The sequence below is a fragment of the Methylibium sp. genome (genome assembly GCF_965279545.1).
Classification (GTDB): domain Bacteria; phylum Pseudomonadota; class Gammaproteobacteria; order Burkholderiales; family Burkholderiaceae_C; genus Methylibium.
In genome coordinates this window covers 1,679,326-1,703,029 of record NZ_OZ257250.1, presented here as the reverse complement: position 1 = coordinate 1,703,029, position 23,704 = coordinate 1,679,326, and the positions used below count along the sequence as shown (strand labels likewise).

Below are 23,704 nucleotides of genomic sequence, written 5' to 3'. Positions count from 1 at the left end.
GCTGAAACAACAAGGGCCGCGCGAAGGCGGCCCTGGCCTGCGGGTGGCGCGTCAGGCCTTGGCCTGGGCGCCGAGGGCGATCTTCAGCAGATCGGCCACGGTGTTGGCGTTGAGCTTCTCCATGATGTTGGCGCGGTGCGCCTCCACCGTCTTGATGCTGATGCCCAGGTCGTCGGCGATCTGCTTGTTCAGCCGGCCGGCGACGATGCGCTCGAGCACCTGCGCCTCGCGCGTGGTCAGACGCGACAGCAGGGCATCGCGGCTCGCAGCCTCCTGGTGTTGCGAGAAGGCGGAGCGGGCGGAATCCAGCATGCGCTCGACGAGACCGAGCAGCTCTTCTTCCTTGAAGGGCTTCTCGATGAAGTCCATCGCGCCCTTCTTCATGGTGGTGACGGCCATCGGCACGTCGCCGTGGCCGGTGATGAAGACGACCGGCAGCGGGCTCTTGCGCTCCACCAGCCGGTCCTGCAGTTCGAGGCCGCTCATGCCATCCATGCGGATGTCGGCGATCAGGCAGGCGACCTCGCGGGAGTCGAAGCGCGACAGGAAGGATTCGGCCGAGTCGAAGCACTTGACCCGGTAGTCCTTGCCTTCGAGCAGCCACTGAAGAGAGTCGCGCACGGCTTCGTCATCGTCGACGACGTAGACCGTGCCTTTCTTGGGGATGAGGCTCATGCACGCTCTTTACGAGGTTTCGGTCAGGGTGACGCCGTGTGTCTCGGTCGCCGGGACCGGGAGTTCCACAGGCAGGGTGAAGGCAAAGCTGCAACCGCTGATCACCGGGCCATTGTAAAGGTTCTCCGCACGGATGCGTCCGCGGTGGGACTCGACGATCGAGCGGCACAGCGACAGACCGATGCCCAGGCCGTCGGCCTTGGTCGAGAAGAAGGCCTCGTAGAGCCGCGCCATCATCTCTTCCTTGACGCCGGGTCCGTTGTCGCGGACGCTGAACTCGATCACGCCGCCTTCCTCCGGCGTGTGCCTGGGCACGACGCGCAGCTCGATGTGGCGGCGCGAGGGCGGCAGCTTGGCATGATCGATCGCCTCGGCGGCGTTCTTCAGCAGGTTCAGCAGCACCTGTTCGATCAGGATCGGGTCCACCTGCAGGTCGGGCAGCCGCTGTGCGATGTAGGTGTGGATATGCACATTGCGCCGCTTGAGCTCGATGCCGGCGAGATCGACCGCGTCCTCGACGATGTCGCGCGCCTTGGCCGTCTGGCGCTGCGGCTCGCTGCGTTTCACGAAGGCGCGGATGCGGTGGATGATCTGCCCGGCGCGGTGGGCCTGCCGCGCGGTCTTCTCGAGCGCGGCGATCAGGTCGTCCTTCTCGATCGCGTCGGACTTGACCCGCGAGACCATGCCGTTGCAGTAGTTCGTGATGGCCGTGAGCGGCTGGTTCAGCTCGTGGGCGACGCTGGAGGCCATCTCGCCCATCGTGACGAGCCGGCTCGTGACCTGGGCCTTCTCGGCCTGGTGCGATGCCTGCTCTTCGGCGCGCCGGCGCGCCGTGATGTCGGTCGCGATCAGCATCTGTGCCAGCCGCCCGTCGGTCCACTGCACATAGCGCGCCCGGACATCGAACCACTTCTGCAGCGACTCGATGAACACCTCGTGAGCGTCGCTGCTGGCCTCGGTCAGCTCCTGGGCGGGCAGGCCGCCGAAGCTGTCGACCGACTCATCGGCGTCGCGCCGGGCCGCGAGGGCTTCGTCCGCGCCGGCCAGGCGAGCATGGCCCTGAGAATCGGCACCGAACCACAGGCGGTAGGAGCGGTTGGCGAACAGCAGCTCGCCCTGTGCGACCGACAGCACCGACACCGCCGCTTCCAGGCCTTCGAGCACGGTGGTGAAGCGTTCGTGCGATGCCGACAATTGGTCGCGGATGCGCTTGGCTTCGGTGATGTTGGTCATCGAGGTCATCCAGCCGGTCTGGTGGCCCTTGGCGTCGATCAGCGGCGAGACGTACATGCGTGCGTCGAACAGCGTGCCGTCCTTGCGCATGATCTTCACCTCGATGCCGCCGGCCGGGCTGCGCCCCTGCAGTTCCTGCTGCAGCAGCCGGGTGTTCTCTTCCATGCGGTCCGGCGGCCAGTGCGGGAAAGGCGGCAGGCGGCCGATCAGCTCGTCCTCGGCGAAGCCGGTCATCGCGCAGAACGCCGGGTTCACGTAGCTGATGCGCCCCTCGAGGTCCATCGCGCGCATGCCGGTCAGCATGGAGTTCTCCATCGCGCGGCGGAAGTTGGTCTCGGTGACCAGCGTGCTCTGCATCTGCGAGCGCCGGCGCATGTGGCGCCAGGTGCCCAGCAGCATCCAGACCGTGAGCGCGGACAGCGCCACGACCATCCAGAACAGCGTGTTGCCGATCAGGCCGATGGAGGTGCGCCAGCCCTGCCCGCGCACCACCAGGCCGTTGCCCGACGGGGCGAGCGCCACGTCCTGCACGATGCCGTTGCTGCTGTGCGCGCCGTTGGCCGGCTCGCGCGACACGCTGCTCGCGAGCACGCGGTCATTGCTGTCGAGCAGGCTGATCGCATGGCGCCGCGTCACTTCGGCCGGCACGAAGTAGCGCAGCAGCGACTCGACCGAGTACTCGGCGACCAGCGTGCCGGAGAACGCGCTGCGGTCGATCAAGGGCACATGCACCTGGAACACCGAGAGCGCGCCACTGCCTTCATAGGGGCGCGAGTAGACCGGCTGGCGCAGGTCGCGTGCAGCAGCGAACGCCCAGGCCGGCTCGCCGCGCAAGGCGACCGGCGCCGAAGCGGCAGGGACGGCCGGCGACTCCGGTGCGGACGCGGCCGAGACCGGGTCCGCCCAGTGCATCAGGTCCCCCGGGTAGTTGGGCGAGGTGTGGCGTGCCTTGACGCTCTGGTCGGCATCGATCCAGCTCAGGCTGACGACCTCGGGCCGCTCGCGCGCAAAGCTCACGGCCTGGCCGAGGAACTCGTCGAGGTCGATGGCGTGGGTCGCGACCTCCCGCGCCATGCGCACCAGTTGCTCCTGGTTCTCGATCAGCCGCAGGCGAATCTGCTGCTGCGCGATTTCGGTGTCGCGCTTGACCGATTCCTGCTCCCGCTCGAATTCCTCGTTGCGCAGGTACCAGAAGGCCGTAATGATCGCCGCGAGGAAGAGCAGGACCGACAGCAAAGGAGCGAAAGTGGCGAACCGATCCTGGTGCGCAGGCGACTGCCGCTTCCACCAGGCCCAGAACAGCCGTCGTGGATGCGCCTTGGGTGGCGGATCGAGGGACGAGTCGGGAGCGTGGCGCGTCATCGAACAATTATCGGTGCCAGAGTGAATCGGTGTGGCGACAAGCTTCCTCCGGGCAGAGGCTTGGGGTCGGATCCTTGCATAAGTTTCACAATAAGAAATCATCTAGCACCATTTGAAAAAATCAAGCCGCTGTGCAATACTGAATCCGAGCATCAGTCCAAGGCGTGACCCAACGCCAGATCAACGGAGACAAGACATGTCTGCACTGCCGGAATCCTTTGGCCGGTCGGCCGCCAACGACAGCGACGCGCAGGAAACGCGCGAGTGGCTGGAGGCGCTGGCCGCCGTCATCGACAGCGAGGGGCCGCAGCGCGCCCACTTCCTTCTCGAGCGCCTGATCGACGAGGCACGCCAGGCCGGCATCGACATGCCGTTCTCGGCCACGACGCCCTACGTGAACACCATTCCGGCCGGGCAGGAGCAGCACAACCCGGGCAACCTCGAGATCGAAGAGCGGCTGCGGGCCTACATGCGCTGGAACGCGATGGCGATGGTGGTCAAGGCGAACCGCCTGGACCCGGCCGACGGCGGCGACCTCGGCGGTCACATCTCGAGCTTCGCCTCGCTGGCGACGATGTTCGGCGCCGGCTTCAACCACTTCTGGCACGCCGAGAGCGAGGGCCACGGCGGGGACCTGCTCTACATCCAGGGCCACTCGTCGCCGGGCATCTACGCGCGGGCCTTCATGGAAGGCCGCATCACCGATGAGCAATTGCTCAACTTCCGCCAGGAGGTCGACGGCAAGGGCCTGTCGAGCTACCCGCACCCGAAGCTGATGCCGGAGTTCTGGCAGTTCCCGACCGTGTCAATGGGTCTGGGCCCGCTGATGGCGATCTACCAGGCGCGCTTCCTCAAGTACCTGCATGCTCGCGGCATTGCCAACACCGAGAACCGCAAGGTCTGGGTGTTCTGCGGCGACGGCGAGATGGACGAGCCCGAGTCGCTCGGCGCCATCGGCCTGGCGGCGCGCGAGAAGCTCGACAACCTGATCTTCGTCGTCAATTGCAACCTGCAGCGCCTCGACGGCCCGGTGCGCGGCAACGGCAAGATCATCCAGGAGCTCGAGGGCGAGTTCCGTGGCTCGGGCTGGAACGTCATCAAGCTGATCTGGGGCAGCTACTGGGACCCGCTGCTGGCGCGCGACAAGGAAGGCCTGCTGCGCAAGGTGATGATGGACACCGTCGACGGCGACTACCAGGCGATGAAGGCCAACGACGGCGCCTTCGTGCGCAAGCACTTCTTCGGCCAGCACCCCAAGCTGCTGGAGATGGTGGCCAAGTTGAGCGACGACGACATCTGGCGCCTGAACCGCGGCGGCCACGACCCGCACAAGGTGCACGCCGCCTACCACGAGGCCGTGAACCACAAGGGCCAGCCCACCGTGCTGCTGATCAAGACGGTCAAGGGCTATGGCATGGGCAAGATCGGCGAGGGCAAGAACACCGCCCACCAGACCAAGAAACTGGTCGACGAGGACGTGAAGGCCTTTCGCGACCGCTTCAACATTCCCATCCCCGACGACAAGCTGCACGACATCCCGTTCTACAAGCCGGCCGACGACACGCCCGAGATGCAGTACCTGCACGAGCGCCGCAAGGCCCTCGGCGGCTACCTGCCCAAGCGCCGTCCCAAGGCCGACGAGCAACTGCCGGTGCCCGAACTGCCGGTGTTCCAGGCGGTGTTGGAGCCGACGGCCGAAGGCCGCGAGATCAGCACCACGCAGGCCTTCGTGCGCTGCCTGAACGCGCTGCTGCGCGACAAGGCGCTGGGCCCGCGCACCGTGCCCATCCTGGTCGACGAGGCACGCACCTTCGGCATGGAAGGCCTGTTCCGCCAGATCGGCATCTACAACCCCGAGGGCCAGAAGTACACGCCGGTCGACAAGGACCAGGTCATGTACTACAAGGAGGACAAGGCCGGCCAGGTCCTGCAGGAAGGCATCAACGAGGCGGGCGGCATGAGTTCGTGGATCGCCGCGGCGACGTCGTATTCGACGAACAACCGCGTGATGATCCCGTTCTATGTCTACTACTCGATGTTCGGCTTCCAGCGCATCGGCGACCTGGCCTGGGCCGCGGGCGACATGCAGGCGCGCGGCTTCCTGCTCGGCGGCACCTCGGGGCGCACCACGCTGAACGGCGAGGGGCTGCAGCACGAGGATGGCCACAGCCACATCCTCGCGGCGACGATCCCCAACTGCATCAGCTACGACCCGAGCTTCGCGCACGAGGTGGCGGTGATCATCCACCATGGCCTGAAGCGCATGGTCGAGCAGCAGGACAACGTCTACTTCTACCTGACGCTGCTCAACGAGAACTATGCACAGCCGGGCCTGAAGCCGGGCACCGAGGCACAGATCGTCAAGGGCATGTACCTGCTGCTCGAAGCCGGCACGGCGAAGAAGAAGGATGCGCCCCAGGTCAACCTGCTCGGCAGCGGCACGATCCTGCGCGAGTCGATCGCCGCGAAAGACTTGCTCGAGAAGGACTGGGGCGTGGCCGCCACCGTGTGGAGCTGCCCGAGCTTCAACGAATTGGCACGCGACGGCCAGGACGCCGAGCGCTGGAACCTGCTGCACCCGGCCGACAAGAAGCCGCGCGTGCCCTTCGTGACGCAGCAGCTCGAGCCGCATGCCGGCCCGGTGGTGGCGTCGACCGACTACATGAAGGCCTACGCCGAGCAGATCCGCGCCTTCATTCCGAAGGGTCGCAGCTACAAGGTGCTGGGGACCGACGGTTTCGGCCGCAGCGACTTCCGCACCAAGCTGCGCGAGCACTTCGAGGTGAACCGCCACTACGTCGTCGTCGCTGCGCTGAAGGCGCTGGCCGACGAAGGCACGGTGCCGGCCGCGAAGGTGGCCGAGGCGATCAAGAAGTACGGCATCAACGCCGACAAGGCGAACCCCCTTTACGCGTAAGCGGAGCACGGGGTTCGCCTCGCGGCGAAGGAGGGTGTCGCGCAGCGACGCCGGCCACAGCCACGAGATGCGTCCCCGCACGGAGACAAGCACATGGCGCTGATGGAAGTGAAGGTTCCCGACATCGGGGATTTCGAGACGGTCGAGGTCATCGAGGTGCTGGTCAAGCCCGGTGACACGATCAAGGCCGAGCAAAGCCTGGTCACGGTCGAGAGCGACAAGGCGTCGATGGAGATCCCGTCATCGCATGCCGGCGTGGTGAAGGAGCTGAAGGTCAAGCTCGGTGACAAGGTGAGCGAGGGCACGGTGGTGCTGGTGCTGGAGGCAGCAGGGGCCGCATCCTCACCCCAACCCTCTCCCGCAGCGGCGGGAGAAGCAGCCAAGCCCGTTGCACCGATGACTCCCTCTCCCGCGACAGCGCGAGAGAGCCGGGCTGAGGGCAGTGCCAGTGCATCGATCGAAGTCGCCGTTCCCGACATCGGCGACTTCGACGCCGTCGAAGTGATCGAACTGCTGGTCAAGCCCGGCGACGTGGTCAAGGCCGAGCAAAGCCTGATCACGGTCGAGAGCGACAAGGCCTCGATGGAAATCCCGTCGTCGCACGCGGGCACGGTCGAGCACCTGCTCGTGAAGCTGGGCGACAAGGTGTCCAAGGGCACGCCGGTCGTGGTGCTGCAAGGCGCCGCGGGCGGTGTCTCAACACCGACTGCGGCGAAGGCGGCCGATGCCGCGCCAGCGCCGACCGCGCAGCTCGCCAGCCAGCCGGTCGAGCGCACCGTGCCGACCGCCGCATTGCCGGCCCATGAGCCGACCGCGCCGCAAGGGCATCTGCCGCACGCTTCGCCCTCGGTGCGCCGCTTTGCGCGCGAGCTCGGCGTGCCGCTGGCCGAGCTCAAAGGCAGTGGGTTGAAAGGGCGCATCACGCTGGAGGACGTGCAAGGCTTCGTCAAGGGCGTGATGGCCGGCGAAGCGCGCACCACGGCCCAGGCCAACAAGGCGCCGGCGGCCTCCGGCGGCGGCGTGGGACTGGACCTGCTGCCCTGGCCCAAGGTCGACTTCGCGAAGTTCGGGCCCGTCGAGCGCAAGGACCTGTCGCGCATCAAGAAGATCAGCGGCGCCAACCTGCACCGCAACTGGGTCGTGATCCCGCACGTCACCAACCACGACGATGCCGACATCACCGAGCTCGAGGCGTTTCGCGTCCAACTCAACAAGGAGAACGAGAAGTCCGGCGTCAAGGTCACGATGCTGGCCTTCCTGATCAAGGCCTGCGTCGCGGCGCTGAAGAAGTTCCCCGAGTTCAATGCCTCGCTCGACGGCGAGCAGATCGTGCTGAAGCAGTACTTCCACATCGGCTTCGCGGCCGACACGCCCAACGGCCTGGTCGTCCCGGTGATCAAGGACGCCGACAAGAAGGGCGTGCTGCAGATCAGCCAGGAAATGAGCGAGCTGGCCAAGAAGGCGCGCGACGGCAAGCTGGGGCCGGCCGAGATGAGCGGCGGCTGCTTCAGCATCAGCTCGCTCGGCGGTATCGGCGGGCGCTACTTCACGCCGATCATCAACGCGCCGGAGGTGTCGATCCTCGGTGTGTGCAAGAGCAGCACCGAGCCGCGCTGGGACGGCAAGGCCTTCCAGCCGCGGCTGATCCTGCCGCTGAGCCTGAGCTGGGACCACCGCGTGATCGACGGCGCCTCGGCGGCGCGCTTCAACGCCTACCTCGGTCAGATCCTGGCGGACTTCCGCCGAGTCCTGCTGTGAGGGGGCCGCGGACATGGCACTGATCGACATCAAGGTCCCCGACATCGGCGACTTCAAGGACGTGGCAGTGATCGAACTGCTGGTCAAGCCGGGCGACAGCGTCGCGGCCGACCAGAGCCTGATCACCGTCGAGAGCGACAAGGCGTCGATGGAGATCCCGTCGTCGCATGCGGGCGTCGTGAAGGCGCTCAAGCTGAAAGTCGGCGACACGGTCAACGAAGGCTCGGTGATCCTGTCGCTGGAAGCGGCGGGGGCCGCGCCCTCACCCCAACCCTCTCCCGCTCGTGCGGGAGAGGGGGCCAAGCCCGCCGCCACTCCCTCTCCCGCCCCGGCGGGAGAGGGCCGGGGTGAGGGTGGGGCGGTCGCTCCAGTTGCCGCGAGCTACGCCGGCGGCGCCGACCTCGAGTGCGATCTGCTGGTGCTGGGCGCCGGCCCCGGCGGCTATTCGGCCGCCTTCCGCGGCGCCGACCTGGGCCTGAAGGTGGTGTTGGTCGAGCGCTACGCGACGCTCGGCGGCGTGTGCCTGAACGTCGGCTGCATCCCGTCGAAGGCGCTGCTGCACGTGGCTGCCGTGATGGACGAGGTCTCGCATTTCGAGTCCCTGGGCGTGAGCTTCGGCAAGCCGAGCGTGGACCTCGCCAAACTCAAGGCCCACAAGGACAAGGTGGTCGGCAAGCTGACCGGCGGCTTGGCCGCGATGGCCAAGATGCGCAAGGTCACCGTGGTGACCGGCAGCGGCGAGTTTGCCGATCCGCATCACTTGAAGGTCGTCGCCACCGACGGCAAGGCGCAGACGATCCGTTTCAAGAACGCGATCATCGCGGCCGGCTCCGAAGCGGTGAAGCTGCCCTTTCTGCCGAAGGACGATCCGCGCATCGTCACGTCCACCGGTGCGCTCGAGCTGCGCCAGCAGCCGAAGAAGATGCTGGTCATCGGCGGCGGCATCATCGGCCTGGAGATGGGTACGGTCTACTCGACGCTGGGCGCGAAGCTCGACGTCGTCGAGATGCTCGACGGCCTGATGCAGGGCGCCGACCGCGACCTCGTCAAGGTGTGGCAGAAGATGAACGCGCCGCGCTTCGACAAGCTGATGCTCAAGACCAAGACGGTCGGCGCCGAAGCGACGAAGGACGGCATCCGCGTGCAGTTCGAGGGGCTGGACGGCAGCAAGAGCGAGGGCGTCTACGACCTCGTGCTGCAGGCCGTGGGCCGCACGCCCAATGGCAAGAGGATCGGTGCCGACAAGGCCGGCGTGGTGGTCGGCGAGCGCGGCTACATCCCGGTCGACATCCAGATGCGCACCAACGTTGCGCACATCTTTGCGATCGGCGACATCGTCGGCCAGCCGATGCTGGCGCACAAGGCGGTGCACGAGGCCCACGTGGCCGCCGAGGTGGCGGCCGGCGCGGTGCTCGGCGATGCCAAGCTCGCGACGAGCGCGTTCAACGCCCGCGTGATCCCGAGCGTGGCCTACACCGATCCGGAAGTGGCCTGGGTCGGGCTGACCGAGGACGAGGCCAAGGCGAGCGGCGTCAAGGTGAAGAAGGGCCTGTTCCCGTGGACGGCCTCGGGCCGTGCGATCGCCAACGGCCGCGACGAGGGCTTCACCAAGCTGCTGTTCGACGAGGAGACGCACCGCATCGTCGGCGGCGGCATCGTCGGCACGCATGCGGGCGACATGATCGGCGAGATCGCGCTGGCGATCGAGATAGGCGCCGACGCGGTGGACATCGGCAAGACCATCCACCCGCACCCGACGCTGGGCGAGAGCATCGGCATGGCCGCCGAAGTGGCGCACGGCTCCTGCACCGATCTGCCGCCGGCGAAGCGTTGAGGCGCGCCCCCGCTCAGTCGAAGCGCGCCTTCACTGCCCCGAGAACGCCGAATGTCGCCTCGAACGCTTGACCCTGCTCAGCCGGGTGAGCACGGGTGAGGCCGCCGGTAAGCACCAGCGAACCGGCCGGCACGGACTGGCCGCGTTCCGCCAGAAAGCCGGCCAGCCACGCCAGCGCGAGCAGCGGGTCCCCCATGGCATCGGCGCCGCGGCCGCAGTCGAGCACATTGCCGTCGGCGCTCAGAGCAACCTCGACGGCGGCGAGATCGAGGTCGTCGCGCCACGCTGTCGGCGGGCCGGTCACGAAGCCCGCGCTGGAGCTGTTGTCGGCAATGTTGTCGACCGTGCTGAAGCGGTAGTCCGGATAGCGGGTGTCGACGATCTCGAGCGCCGGCAGCACCGCCTCCAGGTGACTCGACACGCTTGCGCGGGTATGGCCGGGTCCGGCGAGTTCGCGGCCGAGCCGCAACGCGATCTCGGGCTCGACACGCGGGTGGATCAGCCGAGCGCGGGCGATCGCCCGGCCCTCGGCGCCGAGCCGGTGCTGCTCGGTGAGCACGCCGAAGTTCGGATGGGCGATCCCCATCTGGGCGCGCATCGCCGCGCTGGTGTAGCCGAGCTTGAAGCCGATCGGCGGCACGCCGCGGCGGCGCAGCGTCGCGGCCTGGATCGCGTAGGCATCGCGTTCGTCGAGCCCGGGGTGGACCTCGCTCAGCAGTGCCGTCGGGGTGCATGAGGCTTGCGCCGCCCACAGGCGTGAGGCGCAATCGTCGATCGTCTCGTCGGGTGTCCGTGTGGAGTGGTTCATTGCACTCGCCCTGAATGACATGCAGGGCATTCAATGTATGACAGCTGCCGTGTGGCTGCTTGCCGGGCGCATCGATCGGCAAAAAAAGAGCCCGCCGAGGCGGGCTCCGGGTGATCCTGGGGTCGGGCTACTCGAGCTTCACCTCGACGCGCCGGGCCTCGGCCGCGTCGCCGGCATTGAGTTGCTCGGGCTTCTTCAGCTCGACCTTGTCTTCGGCCACGCCCGCCGCCTTCAAGGCGTCGCGCACGGCCAGCGCGCGCTGCTTGGCGAGTTCGACGTTCTTGTCCGGGTCGCCGGTGGCGTCGTGGTAGCCGCTGACCACGGCCTTCTTGCCCGCCGCCACACCCTTGACCACGTCGGCCAGCGCCTCGGCCGCGCCGCCCGCCAGGGCCGACGAGGCGGTGGCGAAGTAGAACTTCACCACGCCGTTCTCGACCTTGATGCTGGCGCCGTCGGCGCCGGCCGCTGCGGGGGCGGGTGCTGGCACCGGAGCCGGGGCTTCGACCGCCGCCGCCGGTGCGGCGTGCAGGGTCGCGCCACCAGGCCCGGCCGCCGCCGGCAGCAGCGGCACGATCAGCAGCGCCACGATGTTGATGATCTTGATCAGCGGGTTGACGGCCGGGCCCGCGGTGTCCTTGTAGGGGTCGCCCACGGTGTCGCCGGTGACGGCGGCCTTGTGGGCGTCGCTGCCCTTGCCGCCGAAGTGACCCTCCTCGATGTACTTCTTGGCGTTGTCCCAGGCGCCGCCGCCGGTGCACATCGAGATCGCGACGAACAGGCCGGTGACGATGGTGCCCATCAGCAGGCCGCCGAGCGCCGCCGGGCCGAGCAGCAGCCCGACGACGATGGGCACCACCACCGGCAGCAGGCTGGGGATGATCATCTCCTTGATCGCCGCCGAGGTCAGCATGTCGACCGCTGCGCTGTAGTCGGGCTTGCGCTTGCCGGCCATGATCTGGCCGTCCTGGAACTGGCGGCGCACCTCGACCACCACCGATCCGGCGGCGCGGCCCACGGCCTCCATCGCCATCGCGCCGAACAGGTAGGGGATCAGGCCGCCGATGAAGAGGCCGACGATCACCGACGGGTTGGACAGGTCGAAGCTCACCAGCTTGCCGGCGGCCTCGAGCGTGTGGGTGTAGTCGGCGAACAGCACCAGCGCCGCGAGGCCGGCCGAGCCGATCGCATAGCCCTTGGTCACCGCCTTGGTCGTGTTGCCCACCGCGTCGAGCGGGTCGGTGATGTCACGCACGCTCGACGGCAGCTCGGCCATCTCGGCGATGCCGCCGGCGTTGTCGGTGATCGGACCGTAGGCGTCGAGCGCCACCACGATGCCGGCCAGGCTCAGCATCGAGGTCGCGGCCACCGCGATGCCGTACAGGCCGCCGAGTTGGTAGGACGCCAGGATCGCGCCGCACACGAACACCACCGGCCACGCGGTCGAGCGCATCGACACGCCGAGGCCCGCGATGACGTTGGTGCCATGGCCGGTGGTCGAGGCCTGCGCCACGTGCTTGACCGGCGCGTACTGGGTGCCGGTGTAGTACTCGGTGATCCACACCAGCAGCGCCGTCAGCACCAGGCCGACGACTGCAGCACCGAACAGCCGCAACTGGGTGCCGGTCTCGTAGATCGCGTTGTCGGGCATCACCCACTTGGTGATGAAGAAGAAGCCCACCAGCGAGATCACGCCGGCGACGATCAGGCCCTTGTAGAGCGCCGGCATCACGTTCTTCATGCCGGGCGAGGCCTTCACCGCGCTGCAGCCGATGATCGACGCGATGATCGAGAAGCCGCCCAGCGCGAGCGGGTAGAGCGCAGCCTGCATCGGCGCGGCCACCACCAGCAGTGCACCCAGCACCATCGTCGCGATCAGCGTGACCGCATAGGTCTCGAACAGGTCGGCCGCCATGCCGGCGCAGTCGCCGACGTTGTCGCCCACGTTGTCGGCGATCACCGCCGGGTTGCGCGGGTCGTCTTCGGGGATGCCGGCCTCGACCTTGCCCACCAGGTCGGCACCGACGTCGGCGCCCTTGGTGAAGATGCCGCCGCCGAGCCGCGCGAAGATGGAGATCAGCGAGGCACCGAAGGCGAAGCCCAGCAGCGGCTTGAGCGCCACCGCGAGGCTGCTGGTCGGCGTGACCTGGCCGTTGCCGGTGAGGAACCAGAACATGGCGCTCACCCCCAGCAGGCCCAGGCCCACCACCAGCATGCCGGTGATGGCGCCGCCCTTGAAGGCGACGTCAAGCGCTTCCTTCATGCCGCGCGTGGCGGCCTGCGCGGTGCGCACGTTGGCCTTGACCGAGACGTTCATGCCGATGAAGCCGCAGGCGCCCGACAGCAGCGCGCCGATCACGAAGGCCACTGCCGTGGACAGGCCGATGAAGAGGCCGATCAGCACCGTGAGGATCACGCCCACGAGGGCGATGGTCCGGTACTGGCGAGCCAGGTAGGCGGCCGCACCCTGCTGGATCGCTGCCGCGATGTCCTGCATGCGGGCATTGCCCGCGTCCTGTTTGAGGATCCAGCTGCGCTGGACAAAACCGTAGACCACGGCCGCGAAACCACAGATCAGCGCAAAGATGAGCGCCAGGGAACTGGACATGAGAAGTGTCTCCTTCCTCGTTAGAGGTCCTCAGTGAAAGGGCTGCACCGCGGCTCTTCGCTGACGACACCACTGGCGTGGCATGCTGGCCGGGTTGCCGGCGCATGCTAAGTGAAGCCCCCCGAAGCCGCAACGAGATTGGCGCCCGGGCTCGGTATGCGAACCGCCGGGCTTGTGGTCAGTCCCATGACAGCCCGCTGCTTAGAATTCGGGTTTCCCCGCGATTCCGGAGACGAGACCCATGAGTCTGCACAACGTGACCCCCGGCGCCAAGGCGCCCGAGCAGTTCAACGTGATCATCGAGATCCCGATGAACGCCGATCCGATCAAGTACGAGGTCGACAAGGAAAGCGGCGCGATCTTCGTCGATCGTTTCATGACGACCGCGATGCACTACCCGTGCAACTACGGCTATGTGCCGCAGACCTTGTCCGACGACGGCGATCCGGTCGACGTGCTGGTGATCACGCCTTTCCCGCTGTCGCCCGGCGTCGTGGTGACCTGCCGCGCGATCGGCGTGCTGAAGATGGAAGACGAGGCCGGTGGCGACGCCAAGGTCCTCGCGGTGCCCACCACCAAGATCCTGCCGATCTACGACCACTGGAAGAAGCCGGAGGACATCAACCAGATGCGTCTCAAGGCGATCCAGCACTTCTTCGAGCACTACAAGGACCTCGAGGCCGGCAAGTGGGTCAAGGTGCAGGGTTGGGAAGGCCCGGAGTCCGCCCAGGATGAAGTGCGCCTGGGCATGGAGAACTACCGCAAGGCCAGCGCGGGCTGACGGGCCGGCCGGCACCGCCATCGCCTCACTCGGGTATGGCCCGTGGCCGGCGGTGCGCGCAAGCTGCTGGCTACACTGCGGGCCTTCACAGCACCGCCTCGGTGGCAGCGAGGCCCGCACCCATGTTCGCGAAGTACCTTGTGGCCGGCGCCTGCGCGCTGGCCATGCTGCAGGCGCCGCCCCCGGCGCTTGCAGCGAAGCCGGGCCACCCGGCCGTGTCGGCGGCAACGGCTGTCGGGCTGCCGCACGGTGTTGCCGCGGTCACCTCGGTCGAGGGCATCGCCGAATACCGGCTCGCCAATGGCCTGCAGCTGCTGCTGGTGCCCGACGCGTCCAAGCCGACGACGACGGTCAACCTGACCTACCACGTCGGCTCGCGCCACGAGAACTACGGTGAAACGGGCATGGCGCACCTGCTCGAGCACCTGATGTTCAAGGGCACGCCCACCACGCGCAACGTCTGGGCCGAGTTCACGAAGCGCGGCCTCAAGGCCAATGGCAGCACCTGGTTCGATCGCACCAACTATTTCGCCAGCTTCGCGGCCAACGACGAGAACCTGAAGTGGTTCCTGTCGTGGCACGCCGATGCGATGGTCCACAGCTTCATCGCGCGCAAGGATCTCGACTCCGAGATGACCGTGGTGCGCAACGAGATGGAGATGGGCGAGAACAACCCCGGCCGCATCCTCTACCAGAAGACGCTGGCCGCGATGTACGACTGGCACAACTACGGCAAGGACACGATCGGCGCGCGCAGCGATGTCGAGAACGTCGACATCGCCCGGCTGCAGGCCTTCTATCGCCAGTATTACCAGCCCGACAACGCGACGCTGGTCGTCAGCGGTCAGTTCGATGCCGCGCAGGTGCTGCGCTGGGTGCAGCAGTACTTCGGCAAGATCCCGAAGCCCAGGCGCGTGCTGCCCACGCTGTACACCATCGATGCCGCGCAGGACGGTGAACGCGCGCTGACACTGCGCCGCGTCGGCGGCGCGCCGCTGCTGTATGCGGGCTATCACGTGCCCGCAGCGGCAGACCCCGAATTCGCGGCCGTCGAGCTGCTGGCCCTGGTGCTGGGTGATGCGCCGTCGGGCCGGCTGCACAAGCGGCTCGTCGAGAAGCAACTGGCCGCGAGCGTCGGTGCGGAGCCTTTCGGCCTGCACGATCCCGGCGCGGCCCTGTTCGTCGCGCAGCTCGCGCCGGGGCAGGACGTTGACAAGGCTCGCAGCGAGCTGCTGGCGGTGCTGGAGTCGGTTGCGTCCGAACCGGTCACGGCCGAAGAGCTGGAGCGTGCGCGCGCCAAGTGGCTCAAGGGCTGGGATCTGGCCTTCACGAACCCGGAGACGGTGGGCGTGTCGTTGTCCGAGTCGGTCGCGCAGGGCGACTGGCGGCTCTTCTTCCTGACCCGCGATCGTGTCAAGGCAGCGACGCTCGCCGACGTGCAGCGCGTCGCCGTCGAGCGGCTGCTGCCCTCGAATCGCACGCTCGCCACCTATCTGCCGACCGACAAGCCGCAGCGCGCGCCGGCACCGAAAGCGGTCGACGTGGCGGCGCAGTTCAAGGACTTCAAACCCCAGGCCGGTGCCACCGCCGTTGCCGCGTTCGACACGACGCCGGCCCACATCGACGCGCAGACGCAGCGCTTCGTGCTCGCCAGCGGATTGAAGGTGGCGCTGCTGCCCAAGCCCACCCGCGGCGGTGTGGTGAACGCGGTGCTCACGCTGCACTTCGGCGACGAGAAGAGCCTGGCCGGCCAGGGCGAAGTGCCGGCACTGGTGGCGGCGATGCTGGACGAAGGCTCGGCGAAGCTCTCGCGTCAGCAGATCCGCGACCAGCTCGATGCCTTGCAGGCCGAGGTGAGCTTCTCGAGCGACATCGGCAGTGTCAATGCGACGATCGCGACCAGGCGCCAGAACCTGCCGGCGGTGATCGCGCTGGTCGGCGAACTGCTGCGCGAACCGGCCTTTCCGCCCGCGGTGCTGGAAGAGCAGCGCAGCCAGGCGCTGACCGGCGTGGAACAACAACGCAAGGAACCCGAAGCGGTGGTCGCCAACGCGATCGATCGCCATGTGAACCACTACCCGCGGGGCGACGTGCGCCATGCGAAGAGCTTCGACGAACTGATTGCCGACATCGGGTCGGCGAAGGTCGAGCAACTGCGCGAATTCCACCGCCGCTTCTATGGCGCTTCGCACGCCGAGTTCGGCGCCAGCGGCGACCTTGACGTGCCGGCGGTGAAACAGGCGCTGGCAGCCGCTTTCGGCGACTGGAAGAGCAGTGAGCCCTGCGTGCGCGTCGCCGAGCCCCTGGTGCCGGTGCCGCCGGCGCGCCTGATGCTGCCGACGCCCGACAAGCAGAATGCCCAGATGGCGGTGTTCCTGCCGGTGCCGCTGATGGACAGCGATCCCGACTACGCGGCGCTCACGCTGGCCAACCACCTGCTGGGCGGTGGTGGCAGTTCGCGGCTGTGGGTGCGCATCCGCGAGAAGGAAGGTCTGTCCTACGGCGTCTACAGCTATCTGGCATGGAACCAGGACGAGCGCAATTCTCCTTGGCATGCCCAGGCCATCTTCGCGCCACAGAATCGCGCGAAGGTCGAGGCGGCGTTCAAGGAAGAGGTCGCGCGTGCGCTGAAGGAGGGCTTCACCGCCACTGAACTGCAGGAGGCCCAGCGCGGCCTGATCAGCTCGCGCCGGTTGTCGCGCGCGCAGGACGCACGCCTGGCGGCCGGCCTTGCCGGCAACCTGCGTCTCGATCGCACGTTCGCGATTTCGCAGCAGGTCGACGACGCGATCGCCGCGGCGACCCTCGAGCAGGTGAACGCAGCCTTGCGCAAATACATCCGCCCCGACGGCTTCGTCTACGGCTTCGGCGGCGACTTCAAGGAGTAGTCGGGGCACCTGGCACCGGCGTACCGGCGCCACCCGCCGAGCGGGTGCGCGGTCGGCTTGGGGCGGCCCGGCGCTCGACCGCAGGCGGGGCGCCCCGCTTCATTCGGTCGTCGTCGGCAGCGGCGAGGGAGGCTTGATCTCTTCCATGCAGATCATCGAGCGCACGTTCGCGACGCCGGAGATCTGCATCAGGCGATCGGTCAGGAACTGGCTGAGCGACTTGAGATCGCGCGCCACCACCTTGAGCAGGTAGTCGGAGTCGCCCGAGACGGTGTGGCATTCGAGGATCTGCGGGAAGCCGCGGATGGTCTGCTCGAACTCGCGCACATGGCCGAACTGCTCGGCGGCGATGTCCACGCTGACGTAGGCCATCACGCCCAGGCCCAGCGCCTCGCGATCGACCTGGGCGGCGTAGCCGCGGATCACGCCACGCTCCTCGAGCGATTTCACGCGCCGGAAGCACTGCGGCGCCGACAGATGCACCGCCGCGGACAGCTCGACGTTCGAGGCACGACCGCGACCCTGGAGTTCGGCCAGCAATCGACGATCAAGCGCATCCAAAGTACCCATGATTCATATCATATGCATGAAACGTGCATAAGAAAATGAATATGCACAAGAAATGGAAAGCACATTGCGTGCATCCCTCTCTACAGTGAGAGCCGGGGATCGAACCCCTGAATGCAGGAGATCGCCATGACCATCCACCCCGGTTTTCCGTTGTCGGCCAGCCCCATTGCGCTGGAAGAACACTACGGTGCCTCGAACTACGCCCCCTTGCCGGTCGTGCTGACGCGCGGCGAGGGCGTGTACCTGTGGGGGCAGGATGGCAGACGCTATCTCGACATGATGTCGGCCTACTCGGCCGTCAGCTTCGGCCACAGTCATCCGCGTCTGGTCGAGGCGCTGGTCGCGCAGGCACGGCAACTGGCCGTGACCTCGCGCGCCTTCTACACCGACAAGCTCGGTTTCTTCCTCGAACGCCTGTGCCGCCTGACCGGCATGGACCGTGCGCTGCCGATGAACACCGGCGCCGAGGCGGTGGAGACGGCGTTGAAGGCGGCCCGCAAGTGGGGCTACACCGTCAAGGGGATCGCGGACGGTCGCGCGCAGATCATCGTGGCGGCCGGCAACTTCGCCGGGCGCACGACGACGATCATCGGCTTCTCGAGCGAGGCCCAGTACCGCAGCGGCTTCGGGCCGTTCGCGCCCGGTTTCGTGACGGTGCCCTACGGTGACCCGGCGGCGCTGGAAGCCGCCATCACGGCGGACACCTGCGCCTTCCTGGTCGAGCCGGTGCAGGGCGAGGCCGGCATCATCGTTCCCCCCGCCGGCTATCTGAGGGCTGTGCGCGAGATCTGTACGCGCCGCAACATCCTGATGATCTGCGACGAAGTGCAGACGGGTCTGGGCCGCACCGGCCGGCTGCTCGCCTGCGACCACGAGGGCGTGCGCCCGGATGGCCTGACCTTGGGCAAGGCTCTGGGCGGCGGCCTGTTGCCGGTCAGCGCCTTCCTTGCGCGTGAGGAGGTGATGGCGGTGTTCACGCCCGGCGATCATGGCTCCACCTTTGGCGGCAATCCGCTGGCCGCGGCCGTCGGGGACATGGCGCTGCAGGTGCTCGTCGAGGAAAAGCTGTCGGAGCGCGCGGCGGAGCACGGCACGGCGCTGCTCGAACGGCTGCACGCGCTGCGGCACCCGGCGATCCGCGACATCCGCGGCAAGGGCTTGCTGATCGGCATCGACATCGATCCCTGCTTTGCGTCGGCTCGCACGGTGTGCGAGGGCCTGTTGCAGGAACGCGTGCTCAGCAAGGACACCCATGGCACGGTGGTGCGCTTTGCCCCGCCGCTGGTGATCGGCATGCGCGAGATCGGTGAGGCCACGGCAGCCCTCGGGCGGGTGCTCGCGCGCCTCGGCACGGCGCACTGAATCCTGCTCAGCCGAGCCCCAAGCCGGCCGAGACCCCCATGGGGGTGGCTGCGGTGGGCCGCAGCCGGGGGCGCCCGTCAGCGCTTGAACGGGTTGCGCTCATCGAGCTCGCTGACGTAGGCCTCGATGCCGGCGCCTTCGCGCTCCAGGTAGCGCGCCACGGCATCGGCGAAACGCGCGTCGCTGAGCCAATGCGCCGAATGTGTGCGCACCGGCATCAGTCCGCGGGCCATCTTGTGCTCGCCCTGCGCGCCGCCTTCGAAGCGGCGGTAGCCGTTCTCGATGCACCACTCGAGCGGCTGGTAGTAGCAGGCATCGAAGTGCAGGCAGCTGACCGCGTCGAGCGCGCCCCAATAGCGGCCATAGGCGTGACCGCGCTCGGGGTCGAGCGCGATCAGCGAAGCGGCGATCGCTTCGCCACCCCGCTTCGCGGTGAACAGCAGCCAGTGCTGCGGCATCGACGTGGCCATGCGCTCGAAGAACTCGCGCGTCAGGTAGGGCGTCGAGTGATGGGCGCGGTAGGTGTTCAGGTAGCAGCGGTAGAAGAAGTCCCAGTCGGCCGCAGTGATCTGTGCGCCGACCCGCGCCTCAAACCCGACGCCGGCCTCGCGCACGTAGCGCCGCTCCTGCTGGATCTTCTTGCGCTTCTCGCGCTGCAGGCTGGCGAGGAAGTCGGCGAAGTCGGCGTAGGCCGCGGGTTCGCGGTTGACCCAATGGAACTGCACGGTACTGCGCAGCATCCAGCCCGCTGCCTCGGCGGCGGCGCGATCGGCTTCATCGAGAAAAAGCACGTGGGCCGACGACAGCCGGTGGCGCCTGGCAAACGTTTCCATCGCGCGCAGCAGCACCACGCGGGCCTGCGGGTCACGCGCGAGCAGCCGTGAGCCCGGCACCGGGGTGAAGGGCACCGCCGAGAGCAGCTTGGGGTAGTAGCGCAGCCCGGCGTCTTCGTAAGCCTGGGCCCAGGCCCAGTCGAACACGTACTCGCCGTAGGAGTGGCTCTTGAGGTAGAGCGGGCAGGCGGCTGCCAGCGTGCCGTCGTGCTCGATCGCGAGGAACTGCGGCGCCCAACCCGTTTCGGGCACTGCGCTGGCGGATTGGTGCAGCGCGCACAGGTAGGCGTGGCGCATGAAAGGCGTGGCCGAAGGGCTCGCCTCGACCAAAGCGTCCCAGGCGCGGGCGTCGATGCGCGACGGATCGGCATGCAGCTGCACCGCCCAGTCGCCGGGGGCAGGGGTACCATCGATCGACAACGCGTCACGTCCCTGATTCATGTCTGCCACTGTGTCCGCCACGATCGCCCTCGTCCAATTCAACGCCACCGTCGGCGACCTCTCTGGCAACGCGCAACGCATCGCCCACTGGGCGCGCCAGGCCTATGCACAGGGCGCGCGGCTGGTGATCACGCCGGAGCTGTCGCTGACCGGTTATCCCCCGGAAGACCTGCTGCTGCGTCCCGCCTTCATGCGGGCCTGCGACGAGGTGCTGACCACCTGCGCCGCGGCGCTGGCCGACCTGCCGGACTTGCAAGTGGTGGTCGGCCATCCGCAGGCCATCGATGCGACGGGTGATCTTCGCACGCGCTCGCTGGCGGTGCAGCGGCGGGTCAATGCGGCGTCGGTGCTCGGTGGCGGGCGGATCACCGCCACGTATGCGAAGCGGGAACTCCCGAACTACCAGGTGTTCGACGAGCGCCGTTACTTCGTGTCGGGCCGGGATGCCGGCTTCGGGCCGGTGGTGGTGGAGGCGGGTGGTGTGCGTGTGGGGCTGCTGATCTGCGAAGACGCCTGGTTCGACGAGCCGGCTGCGGCCGCGAAGGCGGCGGGCGCACAGGTTCTGGTGGTGATCAACGCCTCGCCGTTCCACCTGGGCAAGGCCGAGGAGCGCGAGGAGCGCATGGCCCGGCGCGCGACCGGGAGCGGGTTGCCGGTCCTGTACGCGCACCTCGTCGGTGGGCAGGACGAGGTGGTGTTCGATGGCGCCTCGTTCGCCGTCGACGCGCACGGCGTGGTGCGTGCGCGTGCCGCCAGTTTTGCCGAGGAGCTGCTGCTCGTCGACGTGAGTGCTCAGGGCGCTGTCGCCGGCGCGCTCTCGCCAGCGCCCACGCTCGAAGCCCAGGCCTGGTCGGCCCTCGTGACGGGTGTGCGCGACTACCTGGGCAAGAACGGCTTCCCTGGCGCGATCATCGGGCTGAGCGGGGGTATCGATTCGGCGCTGGTGCTGGCGATCGCGGTCGACGCGCTCGGGGCCGACCAGGTGAGGGCGGTGATGATGCCCTCGCCCTACACCGCCGACATCTCGTGGATCGACGCGCGCGACATGGCGCGGCGCCTGGGCGTGCAGTACGACGAGCTCTCGATCGTGCCGATGTTCGAGGCGTTCAGGGCCGGGCTGGCGCAAGAGTTTGCCGGTCTGGCCGAGGACGCGACCGAGGAGAACATCCAGGCGCGCATTCGCGGCACGCTGCTGATGGCGCTGTCGAACAAATCCGGCCGCATCGTGCTGACCACCGGCAACAAGAGCGAGATGGCCACCGGCTACTGCACGCTTTACGGCGACATGGCGGGCGGTTTTGCGGTGATCAAGGACGTGGCCAAGACCCTGGTCTACCGGCTGGCCGCCTGGCGCAATGCGCAGGGCGCGGCGCCGGTGATTCCCGAGCGGATCATCACGCGAGCGCCGTCCGCCGAACTGCGCCCCGACCAGACCGACCAGGACAGCCTGCCGCCCTACGACGTGCTGGACGCCATCCTGGCGCGCTACATGGAGGAAGACCAGGGGGTCGAGGACATCGTCGCGGCCGGCTATGCGCGCACCGATGTGGAGCGCGTTACAAGGCTGATCAAGATCAACGAGTACAAGCGGCGGCAGGCCCCGGTCGGCATCCGTATCACGCACCGATCGTTCGGCAAGGACTGGCGCTACCCCATCACCTCGAAATTCCGTGCTTAAATTCCAGCCAGTCATCATCCACCGGAGCGCGCCATGAAACAGATCACCGCCGTCATCAAGCCCTTCAAGCTCGAGGAAGTGCGCGAGGCGCTGGCCGAGGTCGGCGTGTCGGGCCTGACGGTCACCGAGGTCAAGGGCTTCGGCCGGCAGAAGGGGCACACCGAGCTGTACCGCGGTGCGGAGTACGTCGTGGACTTCCTGCCCAAGGTCAAGGTCGAAGTCGTGGTGAAGGATGCCGACGTCGATCGTTGCCTCGAAGCGATCGTCAAGGCGGCCAAGACCGGCAAGATCGGTGACGGCAAGATCTTCGTCTCTTCGGTCGAGCAGGTCGTTCGCATCCGCACCGGCGAGACGGACGAAGCCGCCGTCTGAGTGGCGGGCCGGAACGTCAGGTGCGGCTGTAGTCGTCTCGCCCGCGGGCCAGGCGCGCCTGACTCGCGAGCCGATCGAGCAGCACGGTCGGGTCGGCTTCGACCTCCAGCACGGCGCGCGTGCCTTCCGACACGAAACCCGCGGCCACCGTCTCCTGCATGAACGCGATCAGCGCGTCGTAATAGCCGCCGACGTTGAGCAGGCCAATGGGTTGATCGTGGTAGCCGAGCTGGCGCCACGTCCACACCTCGAACAGTTCCTCGAAGGTGCCGATGCCGCCCGGTAGGGCCAGGAAGGCATCGGCGTGTTCGGCCATCATCTGTTTGCGCTGGTGCATGGTTTCGACGACGTGCAGCGAGGTCAGTCCCTGGTGACCGACCTCACGCTCCATCAGCGAGCGCGGGATCACGCCGACCACCGGTGCGCCGCCGGCCAGGGCCGCATCCGCAACGATGCCCATGAGGCCCACATTGCCGCCGCCGTAGACCAGCTGCCAGCCACGCTCGGCGACCTGTCGGCCAACGGCTTGTGCGGCTCGCGCGTGGGCCGGGGCCTCGCCGGTGCGCGAGCCGCAGTAGACGCAGAGCGCGAAGGGGGCTGCCACCTGGAGCCTCAGACGCCGAAGCGATGCCAGAGCGCGGCCACCCAGATGCCGCCGCACAGCAGCAGCGACAGCAGCACCGCGGCACTGGCCAGGTCCTTGGCGCGCTTGGACAGGTCGTGCAATTCGTAGCTGACCCGGTCGATCGCGGCCTCGATGCCGGAATTGAGCAACTCCACGATCAGCACGAGCAGCACCGAGCCGACCAGCAGCGACACCTCGATCCAGCTGCCCCCGAGCCAGAATGCCGCCGGCAGCAGCGCCACCGCCGCCCAGACTTCCTGCCGGAAGGCGCTCTCGCCGCGGTAGGCGATCTGCAGCCCGTCCATCGAGTAGCCGGCGGCGCGGATCACGCGGTCCAGGCCGGTGCGGCCTTTGTAGGGGTTGCTCATGGCGCGCGATGGTAACTGCGGCCGATGGCAGCACCGCGAAGCGCCTCAGGCACGGCGCTTCGGGATGGCCCGGGTGTCGACGAGTCGGGTGCCGCACAGCGCGTCGTGCCAGAACTGGCGCCGGGGGTGCAGTCTCGACGACAGTGCGTAGAGCACGATGCCCGTGCACAGCGCGGCCGCCAGCCGGGTGCCGCTGTCATGCCAGCCGGCCAGCCAAGCGAACGCGAGCGCGGGCAGGAACCACACCCAGGCGGCGACGTAGCGCAGCAGCGCGCGGCCGCGCGTCAGCCGCTGGCCGTCGGTTGTCTGCAGCTGGATCTGCCAGGTTTGCATCGGCAGCGTCTGGCCGGTTTGAGACCAGTACCAGACGAAGTAGATGCCGGGTGCCAGCACGAAGGCGGTCAGCAGCATGCCGTGCCGGCCGACCATCGCGTTGCGCTGATCGGTGAGAACGGAGTAGACGAGCGCGCAGAAGAACACCACGCCGAACAACAGGACCCCTTCGTACAGGAAGCAGGCGAGCCGCCGCCGCAGGCCGGGGGTGTTCGTGCCCGGGGCCTCGATGCCGGGTTGTGCCGAAAGAGCGGGCACGTT

General features: G+C 67.8%; 17 protein-coding genes. 8 read left to right on the top strand and 9 right to left on the bottom strand.

The features are described 5' to 3' along the window. Positions 1–51: 51 nt before the first annotated feature. Positions 52–675: a response regulator transcription factor gene (locus tag ACQY9S_RS07925; protein WP_428424580.1), complete on the bottom strand. Its 624-nt coding sequence runs from the start codon at positions 673–675 to the stop codon at positions 52–54. A 9-nt stretch (positions 676–684) separates the two neighbouring features. After that, positions 685–3,270 (bottom strand): PAS domain S-box protein, encoded by a 2,586-nt coding sequence (locus ACQY9S_RS07920; protein ID WP_428424578.1) that lies wholly within the window; start codon positions 3,268–3,270, stop codon positions 685–687. A gap of 196 nt (positions 3,271–3,466) precedes the next feature. On the opposite strand from ACQY9S_RS07920, the gene aceE reads away from it, so the two are divergent. The 3 genes from aceE (at position 3,467) to lpdA (ending at position 9,779) form a co-directional block, all read left to right on the top strand. Then, positions 3,467–6,187 carry a pyruvate dehydrogenase (acetyl-transferring), homodimeric type gene (gene aceE, locus ACQY9S_RS07915; RefSeq protein WP_428424576.1) on the top strand — a complete coding sequence of 907 codons (2,721 nt, stop codon included), beginning with the start codon at positions 3,467–3,469 and terminating at the stop codon, positions 6,185–6,187. A 93-nt stretch (positions 6,188–6,280) separates the two neighbouring features. Further along, positions 6,281–7,945, top strand: coding sequence for a dihydrolipoyllysine-residue acetyltransferase (gene aceF, locus ACQY9S_RS07910; RefSeq protein ID WP_428424574.1), 1,665 nt, complete (start codon positions 6,281–6,283; stop codon positions 7,943–7,945). Positions 7,946–7,958: 13 nt separating this feature from the next. Next, positions 7,959–9,779 (top strand): dihydrolipoyl dehydrogenase, encoded by a 1,821-nt coding sequence (lpdA, locus tag ACQY9S_RS07905; protein ID WP_428424572.1) that lies wholly within the window; start codon positions 7,959–7,961, stop codon positions 9,777–9,779. A 13-nt stretch (positions 9,780–9,792) separates the two neighbouring features. Here the strand turns inward: lpdA and ACQY9S_RS07900 are convergent, their stop codons facing one another. Next, the gene (locus ACQY9S_RS07900; protein WP_428424570.1) at positions 9,793–10,587 is read right to left on the bottom strand and encodes a 2-keto-4-pentenoate hydratase; all 795 of its coding nucleotides are present in this window, start codon (positions 10,585–10,587) and stop codon (positions 9,793–9,795) included. A gap of 127 nt (positions 10,588–10,714) precedes the next feature. Beyond that, complete coding sequence (locus ACQY9S_RS07895; protein ID WP_428424568.1) at positions 10,715–13,192, bottom strand: sodium-translocating pyrophosphatase; 2,478 nt, start codon at positions 13,190–13,192, stop codon at positions 10,715–10,717. A gap of 241 nt (positions 13,193–13,433) precedes the next feature. Between ACQY9S_RS07895 and ppa the strand changes: the two genes are divergently transcribed. After that, positions 13,434–13,973 carry an inorganic diphosphatase gene (gene ppa / locus ACQY9S_RS07890; protein ID WP_428424566.1) on the top strand — a complete coding sequence of 180 codons (540 nt, stop codon included), beginning with the start codon at positions 13,434–13,436 and terminating at the stop codon, positions 13,971–13,973. A gap of 122 nt (positions 13,974–14,095) precedes the next feature. Continuing rightward, on the top strand, positions 14,096–16,861 hold the full coding sequence (locus ACQY9S_RS07885) for a M16 family metallopeptidase (RefSeq protein ID WP_428424564.1): 2,766 nt from the start codon (positions 14,096–14,098) through the stop codon (positions 16,859–16,861). 99 nt (positions 16,862–16,960) lie between these two features. Here the strand turns inward: ACQY9S_RS07885 and ACQY9S_RS07880 are convergent, their stop codons facing one another. Next, positions 16,961–17,431 carry an Lrp/AsnC family transcriptional regulator gene (locus tag ACQY9S_RS07880; RefSeq protein WP_428424562.1) on the bottom strand — a complete coding sequence of 157 codons (471 nt, stop codon included), beginning with the start codon at positions 17,429–17,431 and terminating at the stop codon, positions 16,961–16,963. A 126-nt stretch (positions 17,432–17,557) separates the two neighbouring features. Between ACQY9S_RS07880 and rocD the strand changes: the two genes are divergently transcribed. After that, positions 17,558–18,793, top strand: a complete 1,236-nt coding sequence (gene rocD, locus ACQY9S_RS07875) for an ornithine--oxo-acid transaminase (RefSeq protein WP_428424560.1) — start codon at positions 17,558–17,560, stop codon at positions 18,791–18,793. 77 nt (positions 18,794–18,870) lie between these two features. Here rocD and ACQY9S_RS07870 read toward each other — a convergent pair whose 3' ends face one another. Next, a complete protein-coding gene (locus ACQY9S_RS07870; RefSeq protein ID WP_428424558.1) occupies positions 18,871–20,067 on the bottom strand; it encodes a GNAT family N-acetyltransferase in 1,197 nt (398 codons plus the stop codon). Here ACQY9S_RS07870 and ACQY9S_RS07865 point away from each other — a divergent pair. Together ACQY9S_RS07865 and ACQY9S_RS07860 are read left to right on the top strand one after the other, a co-directional pair. Then, positions 20,066–21,745, top strand: coding sequence for an NAD+ synthase (locus ACQY9S_RS07865; RefSeq protein WP_428424556.1), 1,680 nt, complete (start codon positions 20,066–20,068; stop codon positions 21,743–21,745). The two genes, ACQY9S_RS07870 and ACQY9S_RS07865, sit on opposite strands and share 2 nt — an antisense overlap. Positions 21,746–21,778: 33 nt before the next feature. Further along, positions 21,779–22,117: a P-II family nitrogen regulator gene (locus ACQY9S_RS07860; protein WP_428424554.1), complete on the top strand. Its 339-nt coding sequence runs from the start codon at positions 21,779–21,781 to the stop codon at positions 22,115–22,117. Positions 22,118–22,133: 16 nt separating this feature from the next. Here the strand turns inward: ACQY9S_RS07860 and ACQY9S_RS07855 are convergent, their stop codons facing one another. The 3 genes from ACQY9S_RS07855 to ACQY9S_RS07845 are packed head-to-tail and all read right to left on the bottom strand — an operon-like array spanning position 22,134 to position 23,701. Continuing rightward, complete coding sequence (locus tag ACQY9S_RS07855) at positions 22,134–22,721, bottom strand: TIGR00730 family Rossman fold protein (RefSeq protein WP_428424552.1); 588 nt, start codon at positions 22,719–22,721, stop codon at positions 22,134–22,136. A gap of 8 nt (positions 22,722–22,729) precedes the next feature. Continuing rightward, positions 22,730–23,110, bottom strand: a complete 381-nt coding sequence (locus ACQY9S_RS07850; RefSeq protein WP_428424550.1) for a diacylglycerol kinase — start codon at positions 23,108–23,110, stop codon at positions 22,730–22,732. A 45-nt stretch (positions 23,111–23,155) separates the two neighbouring features. Further along, positions 23,156–23,701, bottom strand: a complete 546-nt coding sequence (locus ACQY9S_RS07845) for an RDD family protein (RefSeq protein ID WP_428424548.1) — start codon at positions 23,699–23,701, stop codon at positions 23,156–23,158. Positions 23,702–23,704 lie beyond the last annotated feature (3 nt).